This is a genomic window from Nostoc sp. (assembly GCF_036919575.1).
Classification (GTDB): domain Bacteria; phylum Cyanobacteriota; class Cyanobacteriia; order Cyanobacteriales; family Nostocaceae; genus Nostoc.
This window is the reverse complement of sequence record NZ_JBALBY010000118.1, coordinates 39,887-54,679: the sequence shown is the minus strand read 5'-3', so window position 1 is coordinate 54,679 and position 14,793 is coordinate 39,887. Positions and strand designations below refer to the sequence as shown.

Annotated in this window: 24 protein-coding genes; 8 read left to right on the top strand and 16 right to left on the bottom strand. The window is 41.5% G+C overall.

Going from position 1 to position 14,793, the window contains the following annotated elements; all coding sequences use genetic code 11:
- Positions 1–203: 203 nt before the first annotated feature.
- From V7K27_RS32025 to cysE, 3 genes are all read right to left on the bottom strand, one after another.
- Positions 204–401, bottom strand: a complete 198-nt coding sequence (locus tag V7K27_RS32025) for a DUF2949 domain-containing protein (RefSeq protein ID WP_292768755.1) — start codon at positions 399–401, stop codon at positions 204–206.
- Between the two features lie 275 nt (positions 402–676).
- A complete protein-coding gene (locus tag V7K27_RS32020) occupies positions 677–922 on the bottom strand; it encodes an Asr1405/Asl0597 family protein (protein ID WP_334952669.1) in 246 nt (81 codons plus the stop codon).
- Positions 923–988: 66 nt separating this feature from the next.
- Positions 989–1,729: a serine O-acetyltransferase gene (cysE, locus tag V7K27_RS32015; protein WP_334952668.1), complete on the bottom strand. Its 741-nt coding sequence runs from the start codon at positions 1,727–1,729 to the stop codon at positions 989–991.
- Positions 1,730–2,411: 682 nt separating this feature from the next.
- Here cysE and V7K27_RS32010 point away from each other — a divergent pair.
- A complete protein-coding gene (locus tag V7K27_RS32010; protein WP_334952667.1) occupies positions 2,412–3,758 on the top strand; it encodes an NAD(P)/FAD-dependent oxidoreductase in 1,347 nt (448 codons plus the stop codon).
- A gap of 122 nt (positions 3,759–3,880) precedes the next feature.
- On the opposite strand, the gene V7K27_RS32005 is transcribed toward V7K27_RS32010, so the two are convergent.
- From V7K27_RS32005 to V7K27_RS36630, 9 genes are all read right to left on the bottom strand, one after another.
- Complete coding sequence (locus V7K27_RS32005; protein WP_334952666.1) at positions 3,881–4,102, bottom strand: hypothetical protein; 222 nt, start codon at positions 4,100–4,102, stop codon at positions 3,881–3,883.
- A gap of 605 nt (positions 4,103–4,707) precedes the next feature.
- Positions 4,708–5,184, bottom strand: coding sequence for a hypothetical protein (locus V7K27_RS32000; protein WP_334952665.1), 477 nt, complete (start codon positions 5,182–5,184; stop codon positions 4,708–4,710).
- A gap of 90 nt (positions 5,185–5,274) precedes the next feature.
- Entirely contained in the window at positions 5,275–5,718 is a 444-nt protein-coding gene (locus tag V7K27_RS31995) for an HNH endonuclease (protein ID WP_334952664.1), read from the bottom strand.
- A 9-nt stretch (positions 5,719–5,727) separates the two neighbouring features.
- Positions 5,728–5,982 (bottom strand): hypothetical protein, encoded by a 255-nt coding sequence (locus tag V7K27_RS31990; protein WP_334952663.1) that lies wholly within the window; start codon positions 5,980–5,982, stop codon positions 5,728–5,730.
- A 32-nt stretch (positions 5,983–6,014) separates the two neighbouring features.
- A complete protein-coding gene (locus V7K27_RS31985; RefSeq protein ID WP_334952662.1) occupies positions 6,015–6,242 on the bottom strand; it encodes a type II toxin-antitoxin system HicB family antitoxin in 228 nt (75 codons plus the stop codon).
- A 2-nt stretch (positions 6,243–6,244) separates the two neighbouring features.
- A complete protein-coding gene (locus V7K27_RS31980; RefSeq protein ID WP_334952661.1) occupies positions 6,245–6,505 on the bottom strand; it encodes a type II toxin-antitoxin system RelE family toxin in 261 nt (86 codons plus the stop codon).
- Positions 6,498–6,728: a hypothetical protein gene (locus V7K27_RS31975; RefSeq protein ID WP_229464048.1), complete on the bottom strand. Its 231-nt coding sequence runs from the start codon at positions 6,726–6,728 to the stop codon at positions 6,498–6,500. Before V7K27_RS31975 ends, V7K27_RS31980 begins: the two co-directional genes overlap by 8 nt.
- A 23-nt stretch (positions 6,729–6,751) precedes the next feature.
- Entirely contained in the window at positions 6,752–6,997 is a 246-nt protein-coding gene (locus tag V7K27_RS31970) for a DUF6887 family protein (RefSeq protein ID WP_334952658.1), read from the bottom strand.
- On the bottom strand, positions 6,981–7,172 hold the full coding sequence (locus V7K27_RS36630) for a DUF6888 family protein (RefSeq protein ID WP_442947663.1): 192 nt from the start codon (positions 7,170–7,172) through the stop codon (positions 6,981–6,983). The genes V7K27_RS31970 and V7K27_RS36630 overlap by 17 nt, the downstream gene beginning before the upstream one ends.
- Before the next feature lie 163 nt (positions 7,173–7,335).
- On the opposite strand from V7K27_RS36630, the gene V7K27_RS31965 reads away from it, so the two are divergent.
- From V7K27_RS31965 to V7K27_RS31950, 4 genes are all read left to right on the top strand, one after another.
- Complete coding sequence (locus V7K27_RS31965; RefSeq protein ID WP_334952656.1) at positions 7,336–7,440, top strand: 4-Cys prefix domain-containing protein; 105 nt, start codon at positions 7,336–7,338, stop codon at positions 7,438–7,440.
- Positions 7,441–7,499: 59 nt separating this feature from the next.
- Positions 7,500–7,778, top strand: a complete 279-nt coding sequence (locus V7K27_RS31960; protein ID WP_334952654.1) for a prevent-host-death protein — start codon at positions 7,500–7,502, stop codon at positions 7,776–7,778.
- Between the two features lies 1 nt (position 7,779).
- Complete coding sequence (locus V7K27_RS31955; protein WP_334952652.1) at positions 7,780–8,178, top strand: type II toxin-antitoxin system VapC family toxin; 399 nt, start codon at positions 7,780–7,782, stop codon at positions 8,176–8,178.
- 166 nt (positions 8,179–8,344) lie between these two features.
- Entirely contained in the window at positions 8,345–8,929 is a 585-nt protein-coding gene (locus V7K27_RS31950) for a Uma2 family endonuclease (protein WP_334952651.1), read from the top strand.
- A gap of 235 nt (positions 8,930–9,164) precedes the next feature.
- Here V7K27_RS31950 and V7K27_RS31945 read toward each other — a convergent pair whose 3' ends face one another.
- From V7K27_RS31945 to V7K27_RS31940, 3 genes are read right to left on the bottom strand one after another with little or no spacing between them, the layout of a single operon-like run.
- Positions 9,165–9,395 carry a DUF6887 family protein gene (locus V7K27_RS31945; RefSeq protein WP_334952650.1) on the bottom strand — a complete coding sequence of 77 codons (231 nt, stop codon included), beginning with the start codon at positions 9,393–9,395 and terminating at the stop codon, positions 9,165–9,167.
- Positions 9,385–9,510, bottom strand: a complete 126-nt coding sequence (locus tag V7K27_RS36625; RefSeq protein ID WP_442947662.1) for a DUF6888 family protein — start codon at positions 9,508–9,510, stop codon at positions 9,385–9,387. Before V7K27_RS36625 ends, V7K27_RS31945 begins: the two co-directional genes overlap by 11 nt.
- Before the next feature lie 10 nt (positions 9,511–9,520).
- Positions 9,521–10,480 (bottom strand): NAD(P)-dependent alcohol dehydrogenase, encoded by a 960-nt coding sequence (locus V7K27_RS31940; protein WP_334952649.1) that lies wholly within the window; start codon positions 10,478–10,480, stop codon positions 9,521–9,523.
- Between the two features lie 257 nt (positions 10,481–10,737).
- Here V7K27_RS31940 and V7K27_RS31935 point away from each other — a divergent pair, with 257 nt between their 5' ends.
- Positions 10,738–11,160 (top strand): element excision factor XisH family protein, encoded by a 423-nt coding sequence (locus V7K27_RS31935; RefSeq protein ID WP_334952648.1) that lies wholly within the window; start codon positions 10,738–10,740, stop codon positions 11,158–11,160.
- Positions 11,142–11,483: a XisI protein gene (locus tag V7K27_RS31930; protein ID WP_334952647.1), complete on the top strand. Its 342-nt coding sequence runs from the start codon at positions 11,142–11,144 to the stop codon at positions 11,481–11,483. The genes V7K27_RS31935 and V7K27_RS31930 overlap by 19 nt, the downstream gene beginning before the upstream one ends.
- Before the next feature lie 33 nt (positions 11,484–11,516).
- Here V7K27_RS31930 and V7K27_RS31925 read toward each other — a convergent pair whose 3' ends face one another.
- A complete protein-coding gene (locus tag V7K27_RS31925) occupies positions 11,517–12,095 on the bottom strand; it encodes a Uma2 family endonuclease (protein ID WP_334952671.1) in 579 nt (192 codons plus the stop codon).
- 1,162 nt (positions 12,096–13,257) lie between these two features.
- On the opposite strand from V7K27_RS31925, the gene nifB reads away from it, so the two are divergent.
- Positions 13,258–14,709 (top strand): nitrogenase cofactor biosynthesis protein NifB, encoded by a 1,452-nt coding sequence (gene nifB / locus V7K27_RS31920; RefSeq protein ID WP_334952646.1) that lies wholly within the window; start codon positions 13,258–13,260, stop codon positions 14,707–14,709.
- Positions 14,710–14,793: the final 84 nt, after the last annotated feature.

Genomic DNA, 14,793 nt, shown 5'->3' with positions numbered 1-14,793 from the left:
CAGGGAGCAAGATGCTCTACTATGGGCAGGGAGCAAGATGCTCTACTATGGGCAGGGAGCAAGATGCTCTACTATGGGCAGGGAGCAAGATGCTCTACTATGGGCAGGGAGCAAGATGCTCCCACTACTTTTAAAACTATGGTTGTCAAAATAGATGTAATTTAGACTGGTAATGGTATTCCAAGCTAAAGGGTGAAAATTAGCTAACTGTGTTCTGCTAGCCAATCAAAAATCTTTCCTAGCTGCTCCAAGTCAACTAAACCATACTGCCAAAGGAGCATCGGTAGTGGGCCATTTTCTAATTCCCGGTGTCGCAGAGCTACAGCAATATCAGCATTTGAAAGTTCAAGTTCATTGTGCAAAAAATTCAGGAGTTTTATATTTCTGTTACGAGTCGCCATAATCGAACTTTCAATTTCTTAATTTGGGAAAAAGTTAAAAATTAGAAATTCCAATTTTTATTTGGAAATTTCATCTTTTTAATTGTTGCTATATGTCAGGGAAATTTCAGATTTAGTAGACTGAACAAAATCTAAAACCCGTCTAATCCATCTCAGTTTGCAACAAATTCTGCTAGCATACAGTAGCTTCAACTTCTAAACCTATTTGAGCTTTGTGCATTGATGAACAAAGGGGGAGTGGGGAGTGGGGAGTGGGGAGTGGGGTATGAAAAACTTTAGGACTCATTATTGTAATGCCAGCAACGCTCTAGCCACTCTAATAATTCGTGACGAGAAGCAAGAAATTGCATAACTGTACTACGAATTAAAATTACTTCTAGCAAATTGTTCACTTGCACTCGTAAAGAACCATCGGGGGGACAGTAGCTCTTAATTTTTAACTCTTGCAAACGGTGACAGATTCGCCAGCGATCGCTCAAAGGAATCTGCAAAACTTGATCGCCTAAAGTGTTATTTGTCATTTGTCATTTGTCCTTTGTCATTTGTCAGTTGTCCTTTGTCATTTGTCCTTTGCTAATGACCAATGACTAATGACTCTTAACGCCTAAAGTTTGCAGTTGTTTTTCGAGTTGTTCTATACGCGAGAGTAAAGAACGAATTACGGTTGCTTCCACATCGGGTAGCTTTCCATGTTCTAAAGGAGAAAGGCTGGCGCTTTCGTTTCGAGAAATAATTCGACCGGGAACTCCTACAACTGTGCGATCGCTGGGGACATTCCGCAAGACAACCGAACCTGCACCAATACGGACGCGATCGCCAATTTGCAGATTACCTAAAACTTTCGCACCCGCCCCAATCACTGCATTTTTACCCACTGTGGGATGACGCTTACCAGTTTCTTTACCAGTTCCGCCAAGGGTGACGCCCTGATAAATTAATGTATAATCGCCGACGATCGCAGTTTCGCCAATGACAACACCCATTCCGTGGTCGATAAACACGCCCTGACCAATCTCTGCACCTGGGTGAATTTCAATTCCGGTCAAAAATCGCCCCAAATGAGAAATTAAACGGGGGATAAAACCCACTCCTCGACAATGTAACCAGTGAGCCAGACGATGCAAACATAGCGCGTGCAATCCAGGATAGCAAAACACCACTTCTAGCCAATTACGTGCTGCTGGATCGCGCTCAAAAATAATGCGAAAATCACTCAATAATGGCTCAAAAAAAACGCCAGAGAGTAAATTTTTCAGCATGGATGTATGGGCATAATTCTGCGTTTTGGTAGTCTGGCAATCGCTAATACTGTCTAAAGACTGTTGCATCGGTAATGTCTATCTAGTAGAAAGAGCTATCTGCTATTTTTATGCTTATATCAGGCGACTTCCAACTGGATAGGAAACCCAATGCTGATTGGATTTATTGGATTGATTAAGGTTGTACTCAAACGCCAAAACCCCGACTTAACATAAATTTAAAATTAGTCTTGGGGTAGGGGCGCTAGTATTTAATGATGGGGGTACTAGTATTTTTGGGGCAGGGTTTAAGAATTTCTGTACTCGCTACAAGAAACTTTACCTGTAAGCCTTTGCAAACATTTAATCAAGATATTTTGCAATATATTAAGCTGTACTCAGATGCACTCAAATATGAGTTAGATGAGAATAAAAATCAAATTTTTGTATCCGCTACTACTATTATTATCTTATTATTTGGTTAGGCGAATAACAAGTTTCTTTATTTTCTTTTAGGATTTGCTGTCTGTATGTATGCATACGTTTTAAAATATAGTTATCGCTCATAGTGACTATCTTATTATATAGATGTGTTGAAGAAAATCATTGCAATGAGTGTAAATCTACCTGCTTGCTAGTTGGGGGTAAGAAGTAACTTTGAATACTTTTATTATTTTTTCAATTGTTCTAAATAAGCAGCAACCTTTATCATAATGCTGTTACATCTTTGTTAAGAATAGTTACAGCTTCTTAACACAAGGGAATATTTCTTATGGCAGTAGGAATTAATAAGAATGCACCACATCAGGTTGTTATCGTTGGTGGTGGTTTTGGTGGACTGTATGCAGCAAAGGGTCTGAATGCAGCGAATGTAAATGTTACTCTCATTGATAAACGCAACTTTCACCTATTTCAGCCGCTTTTATATCAAGTTGCCACAGGTACACTATCACCTTCTGATATCTCTGCACCATTGCGATCTGTATTCAGCAAAAGCAAGAATACAAAGGTGTTGTTGGGAGAAGTAAGTGAGATTGATCCAAAAGCGCAACAAGTTATTTTAGGTGATGAAGTAGTACCTTATGATACATTAATTGTCGCCACAGGTGCTAACCATTCCTATTTTGGTAAGGATCACTGGGAAGAAGTTGCTCCTGGCTTGAAAACTGTGGAAGATGCGATAGAAATGCGTCGCCGGATATTTGGCGCATTTGAAGCAGCAGAAAAAGAAACTGATCCTGAAAAACGCCGTGCTTGGTTGAGTTTTGTGATTGTAGGGGGTGGCCCAACTGGTGTAGAATTAGCAGGTGCGATCGCAGAATTGGCATACAAAACTCTCAAAGAAGATTTCCGCAGCATCGACACTTCAGAAACGAAAATTTTACTATTACAAGGAGGCCCTCGCATCCTCCCACACATGGCGCCAGAGTTATCGGCATCAGCAGCAGTATCTTTGCAAAAGTTGGGTATAGAACTCCACACTCACACCAGAGTGACAAATATTGAAGGTGATATTGTTACTTTCAAGAAAGGGGATGAATTTACAGAAATTGCCTCAAAAACTATATTGTGGGCAGCAGGTGTCCAAGGTTCGCCAATGGGGAAAGTCTTAGCAGAAACTACAGGTGTAGAGCGCGATTACTCTGGGCGTGTAATTGTAGAACCTGACTTGTCTATCGAGGGTTATGACAACATTTTCGTAATTGGAGATTTAGCCAACTTCTCCCATCAAGATGCTAAACCTTTACCTGGTGTTGCACCCGTAGCTAAACAACAAGGAGAGTATGTAGGTAAACTAATTCAACGACGGCTTCAAGGTAAGACTTTGCCACAATTTCATTACAACGATGTGGGTAGTTTAGCGATGATTGGGCAAAATTTAGCTGTTGTAGATTTAGGCTTAATCAAACTCACAGGTTTCCTTGCTTGGGCATTTTGGCTATTAGTTCACATCTACTTCTTAATCGAGTTTGACACTAAATTACTAGTGGTATTTCAGTGGGCGTGGAATTATATCACTCGTAATCGTCGCTCTAGATTGATTACAGGTCGAGAAGCTTTTGTAGAACCAAAAACTGTTAACGATAGGGTGCAACAGCCTTCTGTGACACCTCTGTAACTTCAGGTATCACAGCTTATACCAATTCGCAATTCGCTTTTTCGCCCATTCGCAATTGAGAAATTTAGATGCAGCAAGGCTTTCCCGGCTTACATCTGTTGCCTTATTTTAGAGAATTGGTATTAGTTAACGTGTGTGGTGGCAAATCTTGGGCGAAGATTAGCTGTTCCAGAAAAAGAATATGGGGATGAGATACCGCCCTCAGCAATTTTGGCAATTTGGCACCTTATGACTTCGAGTTGCAGTTTTAATGGAGATATCAACACAAAGGGACAGTAAAGAAGTTGTATAAGGGATATGGCAAAACTTCCCGCTTCTGGTGTCCCAGCTATGCCAGTTGTCAAATGAGTGCTGTAGAATAGCTCTACATAATTGATACAGCGCTCAACAGAGTTCAGTTCCCGCTCTGCAACTGGCTAGAAATCAACAAAACCAAATATAGCGGTTTTCATTTTGATGCAATACACTTTGACCTCTCTCCAAACCTCTCTCCTAAAAGGAGAGAGGCTTTGAATTTTACTCCCCTTCCCTTGTAGGGAAGGGGCTGGGGGTTAGGTCTGTATTGTACTTACAGCAGAAATCATGTATTTGAACCACATCTGTCGTAGGGGCACAGCAATGCTGTGCCCCTACCGCGTGGTCTATTTACCTGAAAATAGCTGTAACAAAGAAACTCTATAATTAATTGCTTCTGAGCCAATTAATGGAGTTCAAAGACTCATTAATGGAGTTCAAAGCCTCATTAATGGAGTTCAAAGCCTCATTAATGGAGTTCAAAGACTCATTAATGGAGTTCAAAGACTCATTAATGGAGTTCAAAGCTTCTTTAATGGAGTTCAAAGACTCATTAATGGAGTTCAAAGCTTCTTTAATGGAGTTCAAAGACTCATTAATGGAGTTCAAAGACTCATTAATGGAGTTCAAAGACTCATTAATGAGTATCAAAGCCTCAAGAACCAGATGCAGCTTTAGTTGGTCTACCTTTGATAGCTTTAAAACGTTCGCCCAACTGTTCAGCGACAATTTTTAAGCCTGGAGTCTTTTTTGATGCTGTCTTGACATAATCATAAACTGTCAAACTGCCAGTCATAGCTTCACTACCGACTGCAAGTAGAGTATCATCTACCTGTTCGGTGATTTGCTGCATTGAGATTAAAAGTTCAGTCAGCGTAGTGGCTAATTGATAATCCCGAACCAGTTCTTCAACATCAAAAGTGGCTGGAAGAATTTCGCGGTTAGATTGAGCAGCAGTGACACTATTGTTTACAAAAGCTAGGCTTTTATCACCCATTTTTACTAACTTGCGCCGTTCTTGTGTGCTGAGAGTAATCAGAAAGGGCAGTTTCTTTTGGACTGTCTGTAGCGCGACTTTAATTTCTTGGATATCTTGTGGCGTAAGGGCTGCGGCCATATTTTGATAGGACATTATGTTTTTAACTTGGTAGTTTTAATGGTGAAGTAGCAATAGTTGCTAAGTATAGAGTTCCCATTTGTAAACGCGATCGCACATGATAACCTATTTATTTATCTGTTTTAGCGCCGATGCTGATGGATATTGCCCAGATGCCATTAAAGCTTGTCGTTCTAGAAGCCTTTCATCGCCATTAAAATCTAGGATACGTGCGGTGACTTCACCGATGTCTGTTTGATCCTGAATCACAGCCTCATCTAGCCGGAAATGCTCACCCCAAAAGTCTCTGCGTGGGTTAAAAAACCGCACAAGTTCGCCAGTTTGCCAATTAATTGACCCCAAATCCGTCCCTTTTTGGAGGTTACAGAAAATACAGGCATAAGAGAGATTATCTGCTGTTGTAGCGCCGCCGTGTTTGACACTGATTATATGGTCAACTTGACAACCCGATGATCTATCTACTTCAGAGACAAGACAATACTCGCAAATATGATCGGCGCGATCGGCAACTAAACGCCGCAATTCTACATTAATATATGGACGAGACATTTTGAATACTTACTCCGCGCTGATGTACTGATGAGCTTTTGCTTTTGCTAGTAGCATAATATGCTCTAGCGTGAGGAAATGATTTAACTCTCGCTCGTCACTTCCTGTAAGACCTTCAGTTTTTGCGCGGTAAACGAGATCCTCTAAACGGTCTTTGGCTGCATCCGAGAGTTTGAAATCGATAACGCTTTGGGGAGTGGTGCCAGCAGCAATAAACTCTATAATTTCATCGTAGACTTTGGCTGTATTTACAGATGTAGTCATGAGATTACCTCTTTTTATTTAATTTTACTAATTTACAACGCCACTTTTAATGACATTCCTAATGTTTTTGGCTCTGGTAGAGGTTCACCGTCAGCCAAAGATGATTCAATCAGCATTTCTAAAACTTCCTGAGCATTTTTAAGAGTGTCTTCGTAAGTCTCTCCGTGAGTGCAAGGCTGCATTATATCCGTAAACTCAGGTAGCGAAACCACATAACAATGGTCTGTTTCTGACCATTGAATCACGATTGTATATTTCATATTTATTCATAAGCTTCTCGTCGATGAGCAATATTAGTTACCATAACTTGATTTGTTCCATCATCAACTTGATAGATTACTCGATAGTCACCAATGCGATAGCGATAATAACCTGCAAAGTCACCTTTGAGAGGTTTAACATTAGGATGAAACCGAGGATTTTGTTCTAGTTGCTCAAAGCACCTAGCAACCTTTTTGGCTAAAGCTTGGTCTGCTGTAGCATAAATCTCCTCGGCTTTAGCGGATAACACAACGTTATACATCAGATCGAATTGTTCTCCAGTTTTTTACCCGACCTTCAGCAATATCTTTTTTACCTCTTTCAAAGGATTCAATAAATCCAGGGATATCAAGCAACTCTTGGGTAGCGTCTTCGCTCTCTTTATCTGCTAGATATGCTAAAAAGTCAGCAACCAGTTGTAGGCGTTCTGAAGATAATACATCTAGATATTGGTTGATTTGCTGACGAACTTCTGTGTTGTTCATAATTTTTAGCCTATCTTTTATTTTTAACTTTCAGAATCTTGCTTGCTTTGATTTGCTTGCTCAATGCGTTGCCTAATTGCTTCTTCTGCAATGCGAATATTTTCTTCTATTGGCGTACCATCTTCAGCTACCATTGGTCCGTACCAAGTTGCTTCTGAATCAGGAGTGCGCCGGCCATACAAAACACGCAAAGGCTCTACATCTTCCCGGTGTGCAAGTGCGTAAACTATTAGTTCTTTGTTAGTCATTGCTTCAAAATTCGGTCGCATTTAAAAACCTCCAGTTTCCATTAGCGGGTACAATGATTTGGAGTTCTTCATTGACAAAAATAAATACAACTCCGGTTTGGTCATCAAAGCGAAATAGCTCAATACTCCGATAGGTGTTAGACAACATCTGGCAGACACGGACACAGGCTAAGGCTTGTTCGTTAGTTGGGTTGATCGTCTGTTCCTCAATTGTGACATAGATAATATAAACCTAGATGGCGACTGGTTTGCAACTTGCTTGCTGCGAATAACTCAATTTATCTACTATTCTGCGATTTCTCAAATGAATAGCTTATAGTTAAGTGATAATAATTACATTTGCCAATAAAAGCATAGTTATGATCTGCTGCCTTAATCCAGATTGCCACAATCCGCCCAATAGCGATCGCACAATGTTTTGCTCTAACTGCGGTACAGGATTGGTGGTGTTGAGAAACCGCTAGAAACAGAAAAAGTAACCTAAACTAAAATCACAATAACCTGCTATTAAATCTGAAAACAAATGAACTGGAAACTTGACGAAGCACAACAAAAACTGCCAGAGGTAATTGATGCGATCGCATCAGAACCTCAATTAATCTTCAAGCAGGACAAATTAGTTGCTGCGATTGTAGAACCTAAACTTTTTCAAGACTTCCTTGCTTGGCATCAGCAACAAAAAGTCTCTTCCCTCGCAGATGCTTTTGTCGAACTACGTCAACTCTGTGCTGAGGAGAATTACATTTTAGAAACTCCTCCACGATGTGGCGATGATCGCCATATCCCATTTGCTGAGGAATAGTATGAGCTTTCTCTGCGATACTAATAATATTATCAGTGAATTAGCTCGTCCAGTACCAAATCCTGGAGTCATTGCCTGGAGTAAAAGCATCTCATCAATTTTTATGAGTGCTATGACATTGGAAGAAATTTGCTATGGTTTAGCAGCAAAACCCAACCCCAGAATTAAAACTTGGTTTGATAATTTTTTGGTAACTTACTGTCAGATTATCCCTGTTAGCCCAGAAATTGCTAAACGTGCGGGTGAATTAAGAGGATACTTACAAACTCAAGGAAAACCTCGCACTCAAGCGGACATAATCATTGCTGCAACCGCCGAAATCCACCAAATCACATTAGTAACAAGAAATACAAAGGACTTCGAGGGATGCGCTATTACCATACTTAATCCATTTACTTGAGTTTTGAGTGCGTTGGCGTTGGCGTTGGCGTAGCCTCTGGTAGAGAAGCCTCGCCATTCGCGGTAGCGTCTTGTGAAAGAGAAGGCATCGCAGATTAAACAAGATTATCTGAATCTATCTCATCTCAGTTTTATGATAGAAACAAGCCACTAATTAGGTTTAACTTATGTCTTCCCCTGTTCTGGAAAAACCTACGAATTCTGAGACTTCCTACGTTCTTCTGTACAATGTCAGTTGGGAACAGCTAGAACAGCTTGATGTCGCCCTTGTAGGGACAAGCGCACGACTAACTTATTTAGATAGTATTCTCGAAATTATGTCCCCACTTTCTGACGATCATGAGGACAATAAAAAAACTCTGGCGATGTTGCTGGAAGTCTATATGCGGGCGAAGAATATCCGGTTTTATGGACGGGGAAGTGCAACCATTGGTAAAAAGGAAGACAAAACGCGACGAGAACCCGATGACTCCTATAATTTAGGCACAAAAAAACCTATTCCCGATTTAATTTTGGAAATAACTGTCACCAGTGGCGGAATTAATAAGCTAGAAATTTATCAACGTTTGCGAATACCCGAAGTTTGGTTTTGGGAAGATGGCTTATTATCAGTTTATTGTTTGCAAGGTGACAGCTATATAAAAGTTACTAGAAGTACTTTATTGCCTGATTTAAATTTGGATTTATTAGCAAAATATGCGAGAATGGCTGACCAATATGATGCTGTGACTGAATATAGTCAGATAATATAGCAGTCTGCTTTTATTTTTGAAATTATTTGCGTATATAGTGAGTAGGGAGTAGGGAGTAGGGAGTGGGGAAGAAGCCTTTTCGGGGTGTACTGATTTTTTCAAAAATCAAATACGAGTCCTATAACTAAGGAATAAGAATTAAATAACATACAATTAATGTCCCTGGCTTACCTCACCCTCAATCCCTCTCCTTATAAAGGAGAGGGAAGCTAGATACAGGATGAAGTTTTGCATTTTATTTAATATTATTATCTTGCTGGATTCTTTGAGCGATCGCTTCTGCAATTATCCGATTATTCTCTTCTATAGGTTTACCATCTTCAGTAAACATCGATGGATATATAATTGCTTCTGAGTCAGGAGTACGGCGATTAAATAGGATTTCTAGCGCTTCTATATCTTCCCGATTAGCAAGCACATACGCCCTCAACTCTTTTGTGGACATTTCTGCAAAATTAGGTTTCATTGACAAATCTCCAAGTTCCATCACGAAATACAAGGATTTGCAGTTCATCACCTGCCAAAATAAACACATTGCCAATTGTGTCACAAATAATATTAAGCCTTACAGGGTAAAATATCTCAGTTGCCCTAAATAGCGATGTCTACGACGGGTTGCACCAACGCAATTTTCCCCACAGCCCGCCCCGTTTCGCTATAACTATGAGCCGCCGCGAGTTCTTGTAAGGGATATGTGCGATCAATCACCACACGAATTTTACCCGCTTCAATCAATTCTTTCAGATAAACCAAATCCTTCGCGTTAGGCTTTTCAAACACCAATTTGGCTTTTTGACCCGGAAGGAACGCTGTTAAGACGATCTCTAAGAAGACTTCGGGGCTGGGTACCGTGGTGATATAAATTCCGTTGGGTTTGAGAACTCTTTTAGTTTGAGAGAGCGATCGCTTACCCACTGCATCAAAAATAATGTCATACTGCGCTGTATCTTGGGTAAAATCCTGCTGCGTATAATCAATCACGCGGTCTGCCCCCAAAGATTTCACCAAATCCAAATTTTTAGTACTGCTAACTCCCGTGACCACTGCCCCTAAAGCTTTAGCAATTTGCACTGCAAAACTGCCTACACCGCCCGCAGCACCATTAATCAGCACAGTTTGTCCTGTTTGAATATTCCCTTGATCTCGCAGTGCTTGCAAAGCCGTAAGTGCTGCTAAAGGAACAGCCGCAGCTTCTTCATAAGAAAGGTTTGTTGGTTTGAAAGCCACCAAGTTTTCTGGGACGGCTGCAAATTCGGCGTAACCTCCTCCAGGGAAGCTAGTACTACCATAGATAGCATCTCCGGGTTTAAAGCGGGTGACACCAGAGCCAACCGCCACGACTTCTCCCGCCACATCAAACCCCAGAATCTTCGGAAATTTGCTACCAGTAATTAAACTCAACATCCCTTGGCGGATTTTCCAATCAATGGGATTAACGCTAGTCGCACGAACTTTCACAAGTAACTGCGTTGGCTCAATTTTCGGCTGCTCTACGTCTTCATAGTGCAACACCTCAGCCGCGCCATACCCACGGATAACGACTGCTTTCATCGCATTCCTCCTGCTACCTTGTTTTGCTGAATGAACTCAGAGAGCTTATTTTTCGTTATGACTACAGTATAGCGATCGCGTAGTTCAGGCGATTAGAAATCGCGGCTATACAGGCAAAACCCACCTCCGTGGGTTTCAAACTCTTGATTTTCTCTTAGTCCACGGAGGTGGACTTCGTTTGTGTAGCCGCGAATTCCATTCGCCCTGACTCTCAGAGATTTCCTAAAATAGAAATATCAGTCTAAAACTGCACCTGTATGCCAGCTAGAGACATCTATCACAACAATGTCAAAAATGCTTTGATTAAAGACAAATGGATAATTACTCATGACCCACTGACCCTGAAGTTTGGTAAAAAAGATTTGTATGTTGATTTAGGTGCTAGGCAATTGTTGGCGGCGCAAAAAGCAGAATCCAAAATTGCAGTTGAGATTAAAAGTTTTACCGGCAGATCAGATGTTGATGATTTAGAAAAAGCGTTGGGTCAGTATATTTTATATCAGGACATATTGACGGAGTTGGAGCCGGAGCGAATGTTATATCTTGCAGTGCCTAACAGAGTTTTTGATGATTTGTTTGAAGAACCTATCGGCAAACTGTTACTAAGAAATCATCGTTTAAAGCTGATTACCTTTGATCCAAAACAGGAGGTTATTAAACAATGGATTACACCAAGTTAGACCACTATCGCCAGGTGATTGAAACTATCCTCAGTGAATATGCTTCACTACCCTATTCTTATGCCAATATTCAATCAGAAGTGGTGTTTGATCGAACCCGCGATCGCTATTTGTGGATGGATGTAGGTTGGGATAGCGATCGCCGCATTCATGGCTGTCTGGTTCATATTGACCTGATTGATGGCAAAATCTGGATTCAACGGGATGGCACTGAAGAAGGCATTGCCGCCGATTTAGAACGGGCTGGAATTCCTAAAGAACATATCGTCCTTGGCTTTCGTCCACCGGAGTTAAGACCCTACACAGGCTATGCAGTTGCTTAAAGAGCGATCATTGTGTGAAAAAACATATTCTCTTTATTCTTCAGTGGTAAATACAACACTTTCATATAGCAATTCAATCGGACATTCAAATTCAATACTCGATAGAGTTACCATATCTCCAGCCGTGTAGGGATAGTAAAGCCACATTCTACCCTCACCCCGACAGAAACGCTCGACGGAGATTTTTTCCGAGTCAATCAAGATATATTCTTGCAAACTGGGAATTGTCAGATAATAAGTAAATTTTTCACCCCGATCTTTAGCGCTTGTACCTGGGGAAAGAACTTCGACAATCAGCTTGGGATGTTGAATAAAGTTGCGGGCATTGAGGTCTTCAGGGTCGCAACTGACAATAACATCAGGATAATAGTAGCGGCTCTGGGGAGTGAGTTGCATTTTCACGTCTGACACGTTCACTCGGCAACCCCTGAAACGCAAATGGGGGTACAAAGCTCTGTAGAGATTTAGTGCAATATCGTTATGGGGAATTGTACCGCCTGTCATGGCAAATACTTCGCCATTGGCATATTCGTAGCGAAGGTCTTGCTGAGGTTCCCATTCGAGATATTCCTCAACGGTCATTTCTGGCGGCTGTTGGGGGATGGCGATCATAACTAAGATTTTTTTACGCTTGGTTTCATTGTAGCTAAATGGCACTCTGACTTTTCACGGTATCGGTAAAACCTCACTTCTATTTCTCTCTCCTAGAAGGAGAGAGACTTTGAATTTTCCCCCTTCCCGCGACGAGTTGGGGGTTAGGGGGTTAGGTTTTTCGCTAAGGTTCGTAACGAGCAATAAAGAAAATTCATTGCGATCGCACAATCATGTTAGATTATAGTTTGTTGTTTCTCTCAAACACAAAATCTGACAGCTTCCTACCCATCACCTCATTGTGGGAATGAAAAAAAAGGAGTTAAAAGTTAAGTTTTTTGAAAATTATGTGCAGCAACACATCTATTTACCGTAACTCAGATGGCTTACCAGATAAGACTTAGAACCACAATTGAATATCATTGTCAAAGCAAAAATTAAAAAAATATGAAGTGCATTTTTACCCTCAAAAAAATGATATGTTAGATACAGAATTGAATTTCGCTTTTTTTCTGGAGTAGAACAATATAGACTATTCCAGTTTTTCACCCTCAAATCCTTGGCATTTATTGCTTTTGACGGAATTTGAGGGCAACCTGAGTACACATTTAAATAACCCAAACCCAGTTTTAAGTTAGTTAAAGTCCTTGCTGGGATTGGGTTGTGGCTGAGTACAAAGAAATCCTGAACCCCTATCTATAAACACTAGAACCCCAACCAAAAAATACTAGAACCCCTACCCGAAAAATAAATTTTTAATCCTTGTAATGCTTGCAGAATTAGGGTTTTTATTACTTGAGTACAAACGTAATAAATCCAATAAATTCTATCCTAGAGAGACGCAACATCTGGCTGGGAGATGGCTGCTATAAATCTTATATCGCCAATCACTTAACGCTCCAAAACAAAACGAAGCGAAAAGTGAGTGGAGGGATGACATAGCACCATGCCAAAAGTGAATAGAAGTCGCGGCTGTAAGCACAAATTCTACCCAAGAACCGAACGTTGACACACACCAGCCGAACATCTAAAGATTCATCGCCTGCCCTACTTGAAAACAAGTCACCCAAATCCGAGGGTTTGCAGGCAGTGTGGAAGACGCGACTTCAATTCCTGGGCATAAAGAGTAGCAACAGCATCTCCCACAGTGGCAGCCAAGTCCACCGACCTTTTGCGAAACTCAATGACATCACCGTCTACACGACTCCTCAACTCCCCCGCCACGGAATCGCCAACCCAAGCAAAATCAGGTGGTTGCGGCTGCGACAGCACCAGCAGCGCCACAGTGGAAAGGGACGAAAAGCTCCAAGAACGCATTGCGAAACATCCCTGCTACAGCGAAGATGCCCATCACCACTATGCCCGGATGCACGTTGCAGTTGCTCCAGCTTGCAACATTCAATGCAACTATTGCAACCGCAAATATGATTGCGCTAACGAAAGCCGTCCTGGAGTAGTTAGCGAATTGCTAACCCCAGAAGAAGCTGCACACAAAGCTTTGGTCATTGGCGGCAAGATTCCTCAAATGACAGTTGTGGGAATTGCCGGTCCTGGCGACCCATTGGCAAACCCAGAAAAGACTTTCCGCACATTTGAGTTGATTGCAGCGCAAGCACCAGACATCAAGCTGTGTTTATCAACCAATGGTTTAATGTTGCCCGACTACATCGATCGCATTAAACAATTAAATATAGATCACGTTACGATCACCATTAACATGGTAGATCCTGAGATTGGTGCTAAGATTTATCCTTGGGTTCACTACAACCGCAAGCGTTATAGAGGCATTGAAGGCGCGAGAATTCTCCACGAAAGACAGATGGAAGGATTGCAAGCCCTGAAAGATGCTGATATCTTGTGCAAAGTCAACTCCGTGATGATTCCCGGAATTAATGACCATCACTTAGTCGAAGTGAATCGAGTCATTCGTGAGAAAGGTGCATTCTTGCACAACATCATGCCATTGATTTCTGCACCAGAACATGGCACACACTTCGGTTTAACCGGTCAACGCGGACCCACACCTAAAGAACTCAAAGAAGTTCAAGACAACTGCTCTGGTAACATGAAAATGATGCGTCACTGTCGCCAGTGCCGCGCCGATGCAGTCGGATTATTGGGAGAAGACCGCAGCCAGGAATTTTCCAAAGAGAAATTCTTGGAAATGGCTCCAGACTATGACATGGACAAACGTCAAGAAGTTCACGACGGGATTGAGAAGTTTAAAGAAGAACTGAAAGTAGCCAAAGACAAGGCGCTAGCGGGCAAGAAATTTGCCAACAGTCCTAAAGTTCTCGTTGCAGTAGCAACCAAAGGCGGCGGATTAGTTAACCAACACTTCGGTCATGCGAAAGAATTCCAAATTTACGAAGTGGATGGAAACGAAGTTCGCTTTGTCGGTCATCGCAAAATTGACCAATACTGCCAAGGTGGATACGGCGAGGAAGCTTCCTTTGAGTATATTATGAAAGCGATCGCAGATTGCAAAGCAGTTTTAGTTTCCAAGATTGGTAACAGTCCTCAAGAGAAATTGCAAAAAGCTGGAATACAGGCTGTTGAAGCTTACGACGTGATTGAGAAGGTTGCTTTAGAGTTCTACGAGCAATACGTTAAGGAATTAGAAATTAGGGAATAGGGAGTAGGGAGTAGGGAGTAGGGAATTTCAATATTTACCACTCCCCAGTACAGACGCGATTAATCGCGTCTCTCCCACTCACCA